Here is a 14,943-nt window from a genome sequence, read left to right as displayed (position 1 = left end):
CAGTCAGCGCCAGAACCGCATGAGGACGGCCAGGAGTGCAATCAGGCCGATGATCATCGCGAAGGCGTAGTGGTAGAGGTAACCGGTTTGGGTGCGGCGCAACAGCGACGCGGCGAGGTCGACCACGCGCGCGCTGCCGTTGACGATGACCCCGTCGATCAGGGTGCTGTCGATCCAGCGCGAAACGCGACCCAGCTTGACGCCGCCGCCGGCGAAGCCCTTGATCCAGAGGTGGTCGAAGCCGTACTTCTCCTCGAGGATCCGCACCACCGGCGCGAAGGTGCGACGCGCGCGACCGGCCAGGTCCGGCTTCCACAGGTAGAACAGCGCGGCCAGCAGGAAGCCGGCGACCGTCAGCCAGAAGGCGGGCATCATCATGCCGTGGGTCGCGTACTTGACCGGGCCGTGCCAGAACTCTTCGCCGACCCGGGCGATGGTGTCGCGCGCAGGGTCGGTGAAATCGATGGCACCCGTGAAGAAGGTCACCAGCTGGCCGGGAATGGCCGCTGCATGGTGGTCTCCGCCCCAGGTGGTGCCGAACAGCATCGGACCGGCGGTGAAGAAGCCGATCAGCACCGACGGGATCGCCAGCAGGATCAGCGGCACCGTGACCACCCACGGCGACTCGTGCGGCTCGTGCGCACCGTGGTTCCCATGGTCGTCGTGGCCGTGGCTGCCATCCGCATGGGCGACATCGCCCTGGACGTGGTCGCCGTGCGCATGCTCGGCATGGGCATGGTCGTCGTGGCCGTGACCGGCGTGCGCGTCGCGGAACCGTTCCTTGCCATGGAAGGCCATGAACAGCAGGCGGAAGCTGTAGAAGCTGGTCACGATCACGCCACCCAGTACCGCCCAGTAGGCGTACGTCGCGATCCAGTGGTGGGTCTCGTGCGCGTGCAGCGCGGCCGCCTCGATGATCGTGTCCTTCGAATAGAAGCCGGAGAAGAACGGCGTGCCGACCAGGGCCAGGGTGCCGATCACACTGGTCCAGTAGGTGATCGGCATGTACTTGCGCAGCCCGCCCATCCTGCGCATGTCCTGCTCGTGGTGCATGCCGATGATCACCGAACCGGCCGCCAGGAACAGCAGCGCCTTGAAGAAGGCGTGGGTCATCAGGTGGTACACCGCGCCCGAGTACGCCGAAACGCCCAGCGCCACGGTCATGTAGCCGAGCTGCGACAGGGTCGAATAGGCGACCACGCGCTTGATGTCGTTCTGGACGATGCCGATCAGGCCCATGAAGAACGCGGTCGTGGCGCCAATGAACAGGATGAAGAGCAGCGCGGTGTCGGACAGTTCGAACAGCGGCGACATGCGCGCCACCATGAAGATGCCGGCGGTCACCATCGTCGCGGCGTGGATCAGCGCCGAGATCGGGGTCGGGCCTTCCATCGAGTCCGGAAGCCACACGTGGAGCGGCACCTGCGCCGACTTGCCCATCGCACCGATAAACAGGCAGATGCAGATGATGGTCGCGATGCTCCACGGGTGCCCGCTGAAGATCTGGACATGCTGGCCCGCGATCATCGGCGCATTGGCGAACACGGTCGCGTAATCCAGCGTGCCGAACCACAGCATCACCCCGGCGATGCCGAGCAGGAATCCGAAGTCGCCCACCCGGTTGACCAGGAACGCCTTCATGTTGGCGAACACCGCGCTCGGCCGCTTGAACCAGAAGCCGATCAGCAGGTACGACACCAGGCCCACCGCTTCCCAGCCGAAGAACAGCTGCAGGAAGTTGTTGCTCATCACCAGCATCAGCATGCTGAAGGTGAACAGCGAGATGTAGCTGAAGAAGCGCTGGTAACCCGGGTCCTCGGCCATGTAGCCGATGGTGTAGATGTGGACCAGCAGCGAGACGAAGGTGACCACCACCATCATCATCGCGGTCAGGCGGTCGACCATGAAGCCGACATGGGCCGAATAGCTGCCGACCTCGAAGAACGTGTAGACGTTCTGGTTGAACGGCGACGCGCCGCCCGCCACCAGCTGGTACAGGACGTAGATCGACAGCGCGCAGCTGGCGGCCACGCCGAGGATGGTGACGTACTGGGCGCCCTTGCGGCCGACCTGGCGGCCGAACAGGCCAGCCACGATGCTGCCCAGCAACGGGGCCAGCACGATCAGCAGCAGGTGGGTTTTGGAGATCATCATGGTGTGCCGTCTAATCCAGTACGTGCCTGTCGGTGCGACGCGGGACCGGGGTCCTTCGCCTGCGCATGCCGCAACTTCCAAATTCTCGCCGGCGCGTTGCCTTGCCGGATGCATCGCTCCGGAAGCCGGAGCGCCACGCAATCACTGATTCCCGCCATCCATGGCGGCCCCACGCGGGTTCCGGGGAACCCTGCCCGCCCATCCATGGCCGGGCGCTGGGTCACGCGAGCCGGTGGCTCGCGGGGACTCAGCCCTTGAGCGTATCCACCTCGCCGACGTTGATCGTGCCGCGGGTGCGGAACAGCGCGACGAGGATGGCCAGGCCGATGGCCGCCTCGGCAGCGGCCACCGTCAGGATGAAGAAGACAAAGATCTGCCCCGCCGCATCGCCCAGCTCGCGCGAGAAGGCGATGAAGTTGATGTTGACCGACAGCAGCATCAGCTCGATCGACATCAGCAGGACGATGACGTTCTTACGGTTGAGGAAGATGCCGGCCATGCTGATGCAGAACAGCACCGCGCCCAATGCCAGCAGGTGTCCGAGGGTAATGCCGGCCATGATCATGCCTGACCCTCCCCTTCGGCCGCCGAGGCGGGCGGCGCCGGCTTCTCGGCCGGCATCGAAACCATGCGCAAGCGGTCGGACGCCTTGACCCGCGACTGTTCGGCCGGGTTCTGGGTCTTGATGCCGGTGCGCTTGCGCAGGGTGATCATCACCGCCGCGACCACGGCGACGGTCAGGATCACTGCGGCGAACTCGAAGGGCAGGATGAAATCGGTGAACAGGTAGCCGGCCAGCCACTTGGTGTTCGAGGCATCGGCGGCGATCGACGCTGCGTTCTCCGGGAACGGCGCCGCGGCACGGGCACGCACACCGAGCAGGGTGAGCACCTGCACCAGCATGACCACCGCGACCACCATGCCCACCGGCAGGAATTTCACCCAGCCCTCGCGCAGCGCGGCCACGTCGATGTCCAGCATCATCACCACGAACAGGAACAGGACCATCACCGCACCCACGTAGACCAGGATCAGCGCCACGCCGAGGAACTCGGCACCGACCAGCAGCCAGACGCAGGCGACGGAGAAGAAGGTGAGGATGAGGCACAGCACCGCGTTGACCGGGTTGCGCACGCTGATCACGGCACCGGCGGAAACGACCGCGGTGGCGGCGAAGGCGTAGAAGGCGATCTTGATCCAGTCCATCGTGGCCTCAGCGGTAAGCGGCGTCGGCCGCGCGGCGTTCGGCGATCTCCGCCTCAAGGCGGTCGCCAATGGCCAGCAGCTGCGGCTTGGTGACGATGTTCTCGCCGCGCTTCTCGAAGTGGTACTCCAGCACGTGCGTCTCCACGATCGAATCCACCGGGCAGCTTTCCTCGCAGAAGCCGCAGTAGATGCACTTGAACAGGTCGATGTCGTAGCGCGTGGTGCGGCGGGTGCCGTCCTCGCGCCTGGTCGAATCGATGGTGATGGCCAGCGCCGGGCAGACCGCCTCGCACAGCTTGCAGGCGATGCAGCGTTCCTCGCCGTTCGGGTAGCGGCGCAACGCGTGCAGGCCACGGAAGCGCGGCGACTGCGGGAACTTTTCCATCGGGTACATCAGCGTGTACTTGGGACGGAACAGGTAGCGCAGGGTCAGGCCCAGGCCCCGGAGCAGCTCCAGCAGCATCAGGCTCTTGAAGTAATGGACGACTTTGCTCATCGGTCAGGCGCCCTTCTCGAACACGCCGTAGAACACCAGCAGCGCGGTAACCGCGATCCAGGCGATGGTGATCGGAATGAAGACCTTCCAGCCCAGGCGCATGATCTGGTCGTAGCGGTAGCGCGGGAAGCTCGCGCGGAACCAGATATAGGCGCTGGCGAAGAAGAACGCCTTGGCCAGCAGCCACGGCCAGCCCCCCTTCCAGATCCAGTCGATCCAGGGCGACACGTCACCGGTCACCCAGCCCTGCAGCGGGCTCAGCCAGCCACCGAGGAAGAACAACGCGATCAGGAAGCTGACCAGGATCATGTTGGCGTATTCGGCGAGGAAGAACAGCGCGAACGCCGAACCCGAATACTCCACCATGTGGCCGGCCACGATCTCCGACTCGCCCTCGACCACGTCGAACGGCGCGCGGTTGGTCTCGGCCACGCCCGACACCCAATAGACGACGAACAGCGGCATCAGCGGCAACCAGAACCACTCGAAGAAGCCCGCGTCGCCGGCCTGCGCCATCACGATGTCGGTGAGGTTGAGGCTGCCGGCGGCGATGAGCACGCCGACCAGGGCAAAGCCCATCGCGATCTCGTAGCTGACGACCTGGGCGGCTGAACGCATCGCGCCGAGGAACGCATACTTCGAGTTCGAGGCCCAGCCCGCGATGATCACGCCGTACACACCCAGCGACGTCATCGCCAGCAGGTACAGCAGGCCGGCATTGGCGTTGGACAGCACCAGCTGGTAGTCGAAAGGCACCACCGCCCATGCCGCGAACGCCGGCCCCAGCACGATCAACGGGGCGATCAGGAACATCACCCGGTGCGCGCTGCTGGGCTGGATGACTTCCTTGAACAGCAGCTTGAACACGTCAGCGAAGGCCTGGAAGATGCCCATGCCCACGTACATCGGCCCGTGGCGCGCATGCATCCAGCCGATCAGCTTGCGCTCCCACACCACGTAGAACGCGACCGAGATGATCACCGGCATGGCGATCACCAGGATCTTGAGCACGATCCACAGCGCCGGGCCAAGTTCGCCGAGCCCGAAGAACCATTCGCGCAGTGGACCGACCGCGTTGATCAGCAGTTCGTTCATGGCTTCACCACCTCGACCCGGCCCGCGCCCAGCGGCGCGGTGGCGCCGTGGCCGCCTTCGATCCATGCCACGCCCGCGGCGACGCCCGGATCCACAACCACCGGAAGGGTCGCGGTGCCGTCGCTGCCCCTGACCTTGGCGACGGTTCCGTCGGCCAGGCCGGCGGCGACCGCATCGTCCGGGTTGAGCACGATGCGTGGCTCCAGGCTGAGCGGGTGCGCCTGCAGTGCCGGCGCACGACGCACGACCGCATCGGTGCGATAGATCGCCGGAACCAGCGCCAGCTCCAGGCCGGCATTGCCGGCGACGCCGGCGCGACCGGCCCGGACTTCCACTTTTCGACCGCCCTCGAGCAGCGCGCGTGCGCCCGCCAGGTCGGTGAATCCGAAGCCCGACAGTCCCAGTTCACCGCCCAGCGCACGCAACACGCGCCAGCCCTCGCGGGCCTGGCCGGGCAGCTTGCCACCGGCGCGCGCCGGCTGTTCGATGCCGTCGAGGTTGGTCAGGGTCGCTTCCACTTCGGGCAGTGCGCCTACCGGCAGGATCACGTCGGCGACCGCGCGGGTGGACTCGCAGGCGAAGTGGCTGAAAGCCACGACCTGCGCGGCGTTCAAGGCCTTCAAGGCAGCAGCGGTATCGGCGAAGTCCAGGCCCGGTTCGATGCCGTACAAAATGTAGGCACCGCGGGGTTCGGCGAACATGCCGTCGACGTCGCGCGCAGTCGGCAGTACGCCGGCGCGTGCCAGGCCCACGGCGTTGGCGCCCTGCGGGATGCGGCACAGCGAGGCGCCGGTGGCAGCAGCGAAATCGCGCGCGGCAGCGCGGATCGCGGCGGCCTGCGGATGGTTCTCGGCGATCGAACCGACGATCACCACCGCACGGGTCGCGGCCTTGGCGGCGTCGCGCAGAGCGGTGTCGCCCAGCACGTCGGCGAAGCGCGACGGCGGCACCAGGTGCTTGCCGGCCAGGGCGAAGGTGAAATCGAAGTCGACCGGATTGATCGCGTGGATGCGGGCGTTGCGCTTGACCTGCGCCTGGCGCAGGCGTGCATGCAGCAGCGGCAGTTCGTGACGGAGGTTGCTGCCGACCAGCACGACCACGTCGGCCTGGCCGACTTCGGCCAGCGGCACGGCGAACGGCTCGGCCACGGCGCCATCGGAGAAGTCGCGGTTGCCGATGCGGTGGTCGAGGTTGCCGCTGCCCAGCTCGCCGGCCAGCAACGCCAGCAGGCCGCCTTCCTCGTTCGACGTCGCCGGATGGGCGAGCACGCCCAATGCATCACCGGCGTGGGCGCGCAGGATGTCGCTCGCCGCGGCCAGGCCTTCGGCCCAGGAAACTTCGCGCCATTGCCCGTCCACCTTGCGCATCGGCACGGTGGCACGGTCGGCCGCGTACAGGCCCTGGTGCGAATAGCGGTCGCGGTCGGACAGCCAGCACTCGTTGACCGCTTCGTTGTCGCGCGGCACCGTGCGCAGCACTTCGCCCCGGCGCACGTGCAGGTACAGGTTCGAACCCATCGCGTCGTGGTAGCCGAGCGATTCCTTCGCCACCAGCTCCCATGGACGCGCGCGGAACTGGAACACCTTGTTGGTCAGCGCGCCGACCGGGCACACGTCGACGACATTGCCGGACAGCTCGGTCGTCAGCGGCTTGCCGTCGTAGGTGCCGATCTGCAGGTTCTCGCCACGGTACATGCCGCCCAGCTCGTAGGTGCCGGCGATCTCGCCGGTGAACCGCACGCAGCGGGTGCAATGGATGCAGCGGGTCATCTCGGTGGCGACCAGCGGGCCGATGTCCTCGTCGGGCACCGCGCGCTTGCGCTCCACGTAACGGCTGACCGAGCGTCCGTAACCCAGCGACACGTCCTGCAACTCGCACTCGCCGCCCTGGTCGCAGACCGGGCAATCCAGCGGGTGGTTGATCAGCAGGAATTCCATGACATTGCGCTGGGCCTTGAGCGCCTTCTCGTTGCGCGTGAAGACCTTCAGGCCGTCCATTACCGGGGTTGCGCAGGCCGGCGACGGCTTCGGCGCCGAGCGGCCGCCCACTTCGGTATCGACCAGGCACATGCGGCAGTTCGCGGCCACTGCCAGCTTGTCGTGGTAGCAGAAACGCGGGATCGGAATGCCGGCCTTGTCCGCGGCCTGGATGATCATCGACCCCTTGGGCGCGGCCATCTCGACGCCGTCGATGAAGACGGTGACGTGGTCCGGCGGCAGGTTCGGGTTGACGGGCTGCGCACTCACGCGGCCACCTCCAGGTTGGAACGGACCACCTTGCCGTCGCGCTCGTCGTCGACGAGGAAACGCTTGTTCACGATCGCGTATTCGAATTCGTGCCAGAAGTGGCGCAGGAAACCCTGCACCGGCCACGCGGCGGCTTCGCCGAAGGCGCAGATGGTGTGCCCCTCGATCTGGCCGGCTGCCGCGCGCAGCGTCTGCAGGTCCTCGAGGGTCGCCTTGTGTTCGACCACGCGGGTCAGCATGCGATACATCCAGCCGGTGCCTTCCCGGCACGGCGTGCACTGGCCGCAGCTTTCCTTGAAATAGAAGCGCGCGATGCGCTGGCAGGCGCGGACCATGCACGCGGTGTCGTCCATCACCACGACCGCGCCCGAGCCCAGGCCCGAACCGGCCTTCTGGATCGCGTCGTAGTCCATGGTCAGGGCCATCATGGTCTCGCCCGGCAGCACCGGCATCGAGGAACCGCCCGGGATCACCGCCTTGATCTTGCGGCCCGGCCGCATGCCACCGCACAGCTCCAGCAGTTCCGCGAACGGCGTGCCCAGGCGGATCTCGTGGTTGCCCGGCTTGGCGACATGGCCGGAGACCGAGAAGATCTTGCAGCCGCCGTTGTTGGGCTTGCCCAGGTTCATGAACCACTCGGCGCCGTTGCGGATGATCGCCGGCACCGAGGCGTAGGTCTCGGTGTTGTTGATCGTGGTCGGCTTGCCGTACAGGCCGAAATTGGCCGGGAACGGCGGCTTGAAGCGCGGCTGCCCCTTCTTGCCTTCCAGCGACTCCATCAGCGCGGTCTCTTCGCCGCAGATGTAGGCGCCCGCGCCGAGCGCGTTGTACAGGTCGATGTCCACGCCGGAGCCGAGGATGTTCTTGCCCAGCCAGCCATTGGCGTAAGCCTCGGCAGTGGCTTCCTCGAGATGCTCGAACGGCTCGTGGTGGAACTCGCCGCGCAGGTAGTTGTAGCCCACGGTCGAACCGGTGGCGTAGCAGGCGATCGCCATGCCCTCGATCACCGCGTGCGGGTTGTAGCGCAGGATGTCGCGGTCCTTGGCGGTGCCCGGCTCGGATTCGTCCGAGTTGCAGAGGATGTACTTCTGCATGTCGCCCTTGGGCATGAAGCTCCACTTCAGGCCGGTCGGGAAGCCTGCGCCGCCACGGCCGCGCAGGCCGGACTGCTTGACCATCTCGACCACGTCGGCCGGCGGGATCTTCTCGGAGATGATCTTCCGCAGCGCCTGGTAGCCACCGGTCTTGAGGTAGTTCTCGTACGACCACGGCTTGTCGAAGTGCAGCGTCGTGTAGACCGCCTGGTGCTCCTTCGGGGCCGGGCCGACCGGGCCGTAGCCCTCTGAAATCTTGGTGTGGTGCGCCATCTTCCGTGGCCTCACTTCAGTCCGTCGATCAGCTCGTCCACCTTCTCGGCGGTGAGCTTCTCGTGGTAATGGCCGTTGATCACGACCACCGGGGCGCCGCAGCACGCGGCCACGCATTCTTCCTCGCGCTTGAGGAAGACGCGGCCGTCGGCGGTCGACTCGCCCAGCCGGCAGCCGAGCTTCTTCTCGGCATGCGCGACGAGCTGTTCGGCGCCGTTGAGCCAGCAGCTGATGTTGGTGCAGAAAGCCACGTTGTTGCGGCCGACCTTCTCGGTCTCGAACATCGAATAGAAGGTCGCGACTTCGTAGGCCCACACCGGCGGCAGGTCCAGGTACTTGGCCACGCCGGCGATCAGCTCGTCGGTCAGCCAGCCGCCGTTCTGCTCCTGCGCGGCGTGCAGCCCCTGCAGCACTGCCGAACGCTTGCGGTCCGGCGGGAACTTGGTCAGCCAGTGGTCGATGTGCGCGCGGGTCTCGTCGCTGAGGACGACCATCGGGTCGACGTGGCGCGCGTTCTCGAAGTTACCGGTGGCCTTCATCGATCCACCTCACCAAACACAAGGTCATAAGTACCGATCATGGCCACGACGTCGGCCAGCATGTGGCCGCGCACGATCTCGTCCATCGAGGACAGGTGCGCGAAGCCGGGTGCGCGCAGGTGCACGCGGAACGGCTTGTTGGCGCCGTCGGAGACCAGGTAGCAACCGAATTCGCCCTTGGGCGCCTCGACCGCGGCGTAGGTCTCGCCGGCCGGCACGCAGTAGCCTTCGGAGAACAGCTTGAAGTGGTGGATCAGCGCTTCCATGTCGTCCTTCATCTCCTCACGCTTGGGAGGGGCGACCTTGAAGTTCTGGACCATGACCGGGCCGGGGTTGGCCTTGAGCCACTTCACGCACTGGGCGACGATCCGGTTGGACTGGCGCATCTCGGCGACGCGGACCAGGTAACGGTCGTAGCAGTCACCGTGGGTGCCCAGCGGGATGTCGAAATCCACCGTGTCGTACTTGGCGTACGGCTGCTTCTTGCGCAGGTCCCAGGCGATGCCCGAGCCGCGCAGCATCACCCCGGTCATGCTCCAGGCCTTGGCCTGCTCCGGGCTGATCACGCCGATGCCGACGGTGCGCTGCTTCCAGATACGGTTGTCGGTGAGCAGGGTCTCGTACTCGTCGACACGCTTGGGGAACTCGCGGGTGAAGTGCTCGAGGTAGTCGAGCATCGATCCCTCGCGCGCCTCGTTGAAGCGCTTGAGCTTGGCGCCCTTGCGCCAGGGGGATTCCTTGTACTTGGGCATGTGGTCCGGCAGGTCGCGGTACACGCCGCCCGGACGGTAGTAGGTCGCGTGCATGCGCGCGCCGCTGACCGCCTCGTAGACGTCCATCAGCTCTTCGCGTTCGCGGAACGCGTACAGGAACACCGCCATCGCGCCCAGGTCCAGCGCGTTGGAACCGAGCCACATCAGGTGGTTCAGGATCCGGGTGACCTCGTCGAACATGGTGCGGATGTACTGCGCGCGCTCCGGCGCCTCGATCCCCAGCAGGGTCTCGATGGCACGCACGTACGCGTGCTCGTTGCACATCATCGAGCAGTAATCCAGGCGATCCATGTAACCGATCGACTGGTTGAACGGCTTGGACTCGGCCAGCTTCTCGGTACCCCGGTGCAGCAGGCCCACGTGCGGGTCGGCGCGGACGATGGTCTCGCCGTCCATCTCCAGGATCAGGCGCAGCACGCCATGCGCGGCCGGATGCTGCGGGCCGAAGTTCATGGTGTAGTTGCGGATCTCCTGCCGGGCCTCGGCGGGATTGCTGGCGAAGGTGCCGCCCGCCTGGTGGATCGTGGTATCCGGGGTCATCTGGGCGCTCACTTGGCGGCCTCCCGCTGCGCGGCTTCGCCGGCTGCGGTCTGGTAACGCGCGTCGTCGCGGATCACCCGCGGTACGCCCACGCGCGGTTCGACCGAGGTGACCGGCTCGTACACCACGCGCTTGCGCTCCTCGTCGTAACGCACTTCGACGTTGCCGATCAGCGGGAAGTCCTTGCGGAACGGATGGCCGACGAAACCGTAGTCGGTCAGGATCCTGCGCAGGTCCGGGTGGCCTTCGAAGACGATGCCGTACAGGTCGAACGCCTCGCGCTCGAACCAGTTGGCGCCCGGCCAGATGCCGGTGACCGACGGCACCACCGGCAGCGCGTCGTCCGCGGCGAAGCAGCGCAGGCGCAGGCGCAGGTTGTTCGCATAGGAGATCAGGTGCACGACTGCGGCGAAACGACGCTGCGGGATCGAAGCGATGGACGCGATCCGGCCTTCCTCTTCCTGGCTGGGCTGCTCGCCCCAGCCGAAGCGGCCGCTGCCCTGGCCTTCGACGCCGCGGCTGAAGCCGCCGTTCGAGACGCCGTCGGTGTCCCACTCGTCGCTGCCGTAGGACAGGTAGTCGATGCCGCTGACCGCGACCAGCTGCTCGAAGCCGAACTCGTCGCGCAGCGCCTGGCAGGTCGCCAGCCAGTCCGGGCCGGCGGCCTCGAGGGTGATCTCGCCACGGGGTTCGGCCACGGTCACCACAGCGGCCGAAAAACGGTCGCGCAGTCGTTGGGCGAAGGAGGCTGCTGGCTCGGCCATGGGGCTTGGCGTATTCCGGAAGGGGCGTGGGTTCAGCGGTCGATCGTGTTGGTTTTCTTGGCGACGGTCTGCGTGCGCCAGATCTTCTTCTGCAGCTGCAGGATCCCGTAGACCAGCGCTTCGGCGGTCGGCGGGCAACCCGGCACGTAGATGTCCACCGGCACCACGCGGTCGCAGCCGCGCACCACCGAGTACGAATAGTGGTAGTAGCCGCCGCCATTGGCGCAGCTGCCCATCGAGATCACCCACTTCGGGTCGGGCATCTGGTCGTAGACCTTGCGCAACGCCGGGGCCATCTTGTTGACCAGGGTGCCGGCCACGATCATCACGTCGGACTGGCGCGGCGACGGGCGGAACACCACGCCGTACCGGTCCAGGTCCAGGCGCGCCGCGCCGGCATGCATCATCTCGACCGCGCAGCAGGCCAGGCCAAAGGTCATCGGCCACATCGAGCCGGTGCGCGCCCAGTTCACCAGCGCGTCGACGCTGGTGGTCATGTAGCCCTTCTCGAGCAGCGGGTTGTCGCCCTCGGGCCGCAGGATGTCGTCGACCCGCCCTTCCGGGATCGGGTTGGTCATCAGGCGATCGATGGTTTGGATCACTCCCATTCGAGAGCTCCCTTCTTCCAGACGTAGACGAAACCGAGGAACAGCATCCCGACGAACAGGCCCATGGTGACCAGCGCACGCGGCCCCAGTTCCTGGAACACGAGGGTCCACGGCACGATGAAGATGATTTCCAGGTCGAAGACGATGAACTGGATCGCGATGAGGTAGTAGCGCACGTCGAACTTCATGCGCGCGTCTTCGAACGCCTCGAAGCCGCACTCGTAGGGCGACAGCTTCCTGGGGTCCGGGCGACGCGGCCCGAGTACGTGGCCGACGATTATCAGCGCCACGCCGATGCCGGTGGCGACGATCAGGAACAACAGGGTCGGCAGGTATTGGGCCAGCACGTGCGGTTCTCTCTTGCCTCTGCCCGGCGCACCGGGCTTGGGTCTGTTTCCGCGAAGGCCGCGGAGCACCTGCTGCTTCCTGTCGCAGGTCCGCACAAGCGTCCCTGCGATGCATTAGACGTCGCTTTCCGCGCCGTCCGTCGCGATTGCGCACAGCAGCGGAATTGTAGCCGTTGGCCGGCTGTGTAGTAAACGCTTGCGCCCGTGTCGCAGCGCCGCAAAACCAAGAAAAAAGCCCGCTTCACGCGGGCCTTGGCCTTGCCGACTCCCGGCACGCGTCGCGCGCCGGTCATTTCATGTGGTGCCCAAGAGGGGACTCGAACCCCTACGACCTAAGTCGCTACCACCTCAAGGTAGTGCGTCTACCAATTCCGCCACCTGGGCTAAAACTTGCGCGCCGGCTGCACAGCGCGGCGCATTGTACGCCTTACTGCGCGGGTGGCGCAGTCTCCGTCGGCTCGACCTGGGGCGCCGGCACGGTACCGGTGTCGGCCGGGGCGGGCGCCGGAGCGGCCGGAGCAGCGGAAGGCACCTCGGTCGCCGGAGCAGGCGGCGGCACCGGCATCTCACCCGGCGCCAGCGCACCCTGCGCCGGCGCCGCGGGCTCGGCCATCAGGCCCAAGCTCTGCTGCGCGACCGGGCGGGCGCTGTGGCTGGCGTACCAGGCCATGAACAGGCTGATACCGAAGAACACGATCGCCAGCCACTTGGTGCTCTTGGAAAGGAAGTTGGACGCGCCACGGGCGCCGAACACGGTGCCCGAGGCCCCCGCACCGAAGCCCGAACCGGCGGCCGCACCGGCGCCGCGCTGGAGCAGGATCAGCGCGATCATCGCGATCGCCACCAGCACGTACACCACGTTGAGGATCAGCATCAGCATCTTGGTTTCGTCTCGAATCTTGCTCTATTCGCTCAGGAGGCCGTCGCGGCCGCCCGGGCAATGGCCAGGAAGTCCGCAGCCACCAGCGAGGCGCCACCGATCAGCCCGCCATCCACGTCCGGCTGCGAAAACAGCGCGCCTGCGTTGTCGGGCTTCACGCTGCCGCCGTAGAGGATTGGCAGGGAATCGGCAATTCTAGCATCGTGCCCGGCGATCTGGCGACGGATGAAGGCGTGCATGGCCTGCGCCTGGTCGGGACTGGCCGTCCGGCCGGTGCCGATGGCCCAGACCGGCTCGTAGGCCACCACCGCGCCGGCGAAACCTTCCACCCCGACCAGGTCCAGGACCGGCTGCAGCTGGCTGGCGATCACCGCCTCGGCCTGTCCGGCGTCGCGCTCCTCCAGCCGCTCGCCCACGCACAGGATCGGGCGCAGGCCGGCGTTGAGCGCGGCACGGACCTTGCGCGCGACCAGCTCGCTGCTCTCCTGGTGGTACTGGCGCCGCTCGGAATGTCCGCACAGGCCATAGCGGGCGCCCACGTCGACCAGCATGGAGGCCGAGACCTCCCCGGTGTAGGCACCCTGCTCGTTGCTGCTGACGTCCTGGGCACCGAAAACCAGCGGCGTACCCTCGAAATCCTCGATCATGTCGCCCAGGTACGGCAGCGGCGGCAGCACCACCAGCTCCACGCCCGGAACGGGCGCCTCGGCGGCGATCTGCCCGACCAGCGCGGTGGCGAAGGCGCGCGTTCCATGCAGTTTCCAGTTGCCTGCCACGATCCTGCGACGCATTCCCCACCCCTGATAGCCGGTATTTCGCGACAGGATACCGCGTACGGCACGATGGGCCGCCCACCCGCGAAGGCATGGAGCGGTCCGCCGCGACCGGTTACTTGAGCTTGATCTCGCGCAGTCGCTCCTCGAGGTAGCCCTGCGCGGTGATCGGCTCGGGATAGCGGCTCGGGTTGTCGGCGCTGACCGTGGACGGCAGCACGTCGATCAGGAAATCGGGGTTGGGGTGCAGGAAGAACGGCACCGAGTAGCGCGGCTTGCGCGCCTGCTCGGCCGGCGGATTGACCACGCGATGCGTCGTGGACGGGTACACGTGGTTGGTCAGGCGCTGCAGCATGTCGCCGATGTTGACCACGATGGTGTCGGCATCGGCGGTGAACGGCACCCACTCGCCCTTGCGCGACAGCACTTCCAGGCCCGAGGCACTGGCCCCGACCAGCAGGGTGATCAGGTTGATGTCCTCGTGCGCGCCGGCGCGCACGTTGGGGACGTCGTCGGCCGTGATCGGCGGATAATGGATCGGCCGCAGGATCGAGTTGCCGAAGTCGGTCTTGTCGGCGAACCAGTCTTCGGCCAGCCCGATGTGCAGGGCCAGCGCCGACAGCACGCGCGAACCCAGGCGATCGAGGTCTTCGTACAAACCGTAACCGTGCTCGCGGAAGCCGGGCACCTCTTCGGGCCACAGGTTCGGCTGCATCACCGCGCGGTACCTGGAGTCGTCCGGGATCTCGCGGCCTATGTGCCAGAACTCCTTCAGGTCGAAGTGCTTGGCGCCCTTGGCCGTCTCCACCCCGAACGGGGTATAGCCGCGCGCACCGCCACCGCCGGGCACGTGGTACTGCTTCTTGACCTCCTCGGGCAGGGCGAAGAAGCGCTTGAAGTCGTCGTAGGCCGCGTCGATCCGCGCCTGCGCGATGCCGTGGTTGCGGATCCCCGCGAAGCCCCACTCGCGATAGGCGGCGCCGAGCTCGGCGATGAATGCTTCGCGATCGGCTTCGCTGGAAGGCGCGGTGAACCGGGTGATGTCGAGGGTGGGGATGCGTGCAGCCATCTGGGTACTCCGGAATCTGGGCGCCAGCGATTCGACCACGCCGCGCCCTGTTGGTTCTTCGGTCGCGTGCGCGGTCGCGCACGCGT

The 14,943-nt window shown here is 66.8% G+C and carries 15 protein-coding genes and 1 tRNA gene; all 16 read right to left on the bottom strand.

Going from position 1 to position 14,943, the window contains the following annotated elements; translation table 11 throughout:
- Positions 1-3: 3 nt before the first annotated feature.
- Positions 4-2,154 carry an NADH-quinone oxidoreductase subunit L gene (gene nuoL, locus CSC65_RS03705; protein ID WP_162408638.1) on the bottom strand — a complete coding sequence of 717 codons (2,151 nt, stop codon included), beginning with the start codon at positions 2,152-2,154 and terminating at the stop codon, positions 4-6.
- Between the two features lie 247 nt (positions 2,155-2,401).
- Positions 2,402-2,713, bottom strand: coding sequence for an NADH-quinone oxidoreductase subunit NuoK (nuoK, locus tag CSC65_RS03700; protein WP_162408637.1), 312 nt, complete (start codon positions 2,711-2,713; stop codon positions 2,402-2,404).
- Positions 2,714-2,715: 2 nt separating this feature from the next.
- Positions 2,716-3,360, bottom strand: coding sequence for an NADH-quinone oxidoreductase subunit J (locus tag CSC65_RS03695; RefSeq protein WP_162408636.1), 645 nt, complete (start codon positions 3,358-3,360; stop codon positions 2,716-2,718).
- Positions 3,361-3,367: 7 nt separating this feature from the next.
- Positions 3,368-3,856, bottom strand: coding sequence for an NADH-quinone oxidoreductase subunit NuoI (nuoI, locus tag CSC65_RS03690; RefSeq protein WP_162408635.1), 489 nt, complete (start codon positions 3,854-3,856; stop codon positions 3,368-3,370).
- A gap of 3 nt (positions 3,857-3,859) precedes the next feature.
- Positions 3,860-4,951 (bottom strand): NADH-quinone oxidoreductase subunit NuoH, encoded by a 1,092-nt coding sequence (nuoH, locus tag CSC65_RS03685; RefSeq protein ID WP_162408634.1) that lies wholly within the window; start codon positions 4,949-4,951, stop codon positions 3,860-3,862.
- The gene (gene nuoG, locus CSC65_RS03680) at positions 4,948-7,197 is read right to left on the bottom strand and encodes an NADH-quinone oxidoreductase subunit NuoG (RefSeq protein ID WP_162408633.1); all 2,250 of its coding nucleotides are present in this window, start codon (positions 7,195-7,197) and stop codon (positions 4,948-4,950) included. Before nuoG ends, nuoH begins: the two co-directional genes overlap by 4 nt.
- Positions 7,194-8,564 (bottom strand): NADH-quinone oxidoreductase subunit NuoF, encoded by a 1,371-nt coding sequence (gene nuoF / locus CSC65_RS03675; protein ID WP_162408632.1) that lies wholly within the window; start codon positions 8,562-8,564, stop codon positions 7,194-7,196. The genes nuoG and nuoF overlap by 4 nt, the downstream gene beginning before the upstream one ends.
- Positions 8,565-8,575: 11 nt before the next feature.
- Positions 8,576-9,103: an NADH-quinone oxidoreductase subunit NuoE gene (gene nuoE / locus CSC65_RS03670; protein WP_162408631.1), complete on the bottom strand. Its 528-nt coding sequence runs from the start codon at positions 9,101-9,103 to the stop codon at positions 8,576-8,578.
- Positions 9,100-10,416: an NADH-quinone oxidoreductase subunit D gene (locus CSC65_RS03665; RefSeq protein WP_162408965.1), complete on the bottom strand. Its 1,317-nt coding sequence runs from the start codon at positions 10,414-10,416 to the stop codon at positions 9,100-9,102. Before CSC65_RS03665 ends, nuoE begins: the two co-directional genes overlap by 4 nt.
- An 8-nt stretch (positions 10,417-10,424) precedes the next feature.
- Complete coding sequence (locus tag CSC65_RS03660; RefSeq protein WP_162408630.1) at positions 10,425-11,180, bottom strand: NADH-quinone oxidoreductase subunit C; 756 nt, start codon at positions 11,178-11,180, stop codon at positions 10,425-10,427.
- A 32-nt stretch (positions 11,181-11,212) separates the two neighbouring features.
- On the bottom strand, positions 11,213-11,788 hold the full coding sequence (locus CSC65_RS03655; RefSeq protein ID WP_162408629.1) for a NuoB/complex I 20 kDa subunit family protein: 576 nt from the start codon (positions 11,786-11,788) through the stop codon (positions 11,213-11,215).
- The gene (locus CSC65_RS03650) at positions 11,779-12,135 is read right to left on the bottom strand and encodes an NADH-quinone oxidoreductase subunit A (protein ID WP_162408628.1); all 357 of its coding nucleotides are present in this window, start codon (positions 12,133-12,135) and stop codon (positions 11,779-11,781) included. The genes CSC65_RS03655 and CSC65_RS03650 overlap by 10 nt, the downstream gene beginning before the upstream one ends.
- A 299-nt stretch (positions 12,136-12,434) precedes the next feature.
- Positions 12,435-12,519 (bottom strand) — tRNA-Leu (locus tag CSC65_RS03645).
- A 43-nt stretch (positions 12,520-12,562) separates the two neighbouring features.
- Positions 12,563-13,015 carry a preprotein translocase subunit SecG gene (gene secG / locus CSC65_RS03640; RefSeq protein ID WP_162408627.1) on the bottom strand — a complete coding sequence of 151 codons (453 nt, stop codon included), beginning with the start codon at positions 13,013-13,015 and terminating at the stop codon, positions 12,563-12,565.
- Positions 13,016-13,047: 32 nt separating this feature from the next.
- Positions 13,048-13,806 (bottom strand): triose-phosphate isomerase, encoded by a 759-nt coding sequence (gene tpiA / locus CSC65_RS03635; protein ID WP_162408626.1) that lies wholly within the window; start codon positions 13,804-13,806, stop codon positions 13,048-13,050.
- Positions 13,807-13,903: 97 nt separating this feature from the next.
- On the bottom strand, positions 13,904-14,857 hold the full coding sequence (locus CSC65_RS03630; protein ID WP_162408625.1) for an isopenicillin N synthase family dioxygenase: 954 nt from the start codon (positions 14,855-14,857) through the stop codon (positions 13,904-13,906).
- Positions 14,858-14,943 lie beyond the last annotated feature (86 nt).

Origin of the sequence: Pseudoxanthomonas daejeonensis, assembly GCF_010093205.1 — a bacterium.
GTDB lineage: Bacteria > Pseudomonadota > Gammaproteobacteria > Xanthomonadales > Xanthomonadaceae > Pseudoxanthomonas > Pseudoxanthomonas daejeonensis.
Note: the sequence above shows the minus strand (reverse complement) of the source record. Positions and strands in the feature narration are given on the sequence as shown.

What these genes read in the sequence shown, in the direction of transcription:
- nuoL (WP_162408638.1), bottom strand. Translation starts at nt 2,154, where the DNA reads ATGATGATCTCCAAAACCCACCTGCTGCTGATCGTGCTGGCCCCGTTG.
- nuoK (WP_162408637.1), bottom strand. Translation starts at nt 2,713, where the DNA reads ATGGCCGGCATTACCCTCGGACACCTGCTGGCATTGGGCGCGGTGCTG.
- CSC65_RS03695 (WP_162408636.1), bottom strand. Translation starts at nt 3,360, where the DNA reads ATGGACTGGATCAAGATCGCCTTCTACGCCTTCGCCGCCACCGCGGTC.
- nuoI (WP_162408635.1), bottom strand. Translation starts at nt 3,856, where the DNA reads ATGAGCAAAGTCGTCCATTACTTCAAGAGCCTGATGCTGCTGGAGCTG.
- nuoH (WP_162408634.1), bottom strand. Translation starts at nt 4,951, where the DNA reads ATGAACGAACTGCTGATCAACGCGGTCGGTCCACTGCGCGAATGGTTC.
- nuoF (WP_162408632.1), bottom strand. Translation starts at nt 8,564, where the DNA reads ATGGCGCACCACACCAAGATTTCAGAGGGCTACGGCCCGGTCGGCCCG.
- nuoE (WP_162408631.1), bottom strand. Translation starts at nt 9,103, where the DNA reads ATGAAGGCCACCGGTAACTTCGAGAACGCGCGCCACGTCGACCCGATG.
- CSC65_RS03665 (WP_162408965.1), bottom strand. Translation starts at nt 10,416, where the DNA reads ATGACCCCGGATACCACGATCCACCAGGCGGGCGGCACCTTCGCCAGC.
- CSC65_RS03660 (WP_162408630.1), bottom strand. Translation starts at nt 11,180, where the DNA reads ATGGCCGAGCCAGCAGCCTCCTTCGCCCAACGACTGCGCGACCGTTTT.
- CSC65_RS03655 (WP_162408629.1), bottom strand. Translation starts at nt 11,788, where the DNA reads ATGGGAGTGATCCAAACCATCGATCGCCTGATGACCAACCCGATCCCG.
- secG (WP_162408627.1), bottom strand. Translation starts at nt 13,015, where the DNA reads ATGCTGATGCTGATCCTCAACGTGGTGTACGTGCTGGTGGCGATCGCG.
- tpiA (WP_162408626.1), bottom strand. Translation starts at nt 13,806, where the DNA reads ATGCGTCGCAGGATCGTGGCAGGCAACTGGAAACTGCATGGAACGCGC.
- CSC65_RS03630 (WP_162408625.1), bottom strand. Translation starts at nt 14,857, where the DNA reads ATGGCTGCACGCATCCCCACCCTCGACATCACCCGGTTCACCGCGCCT.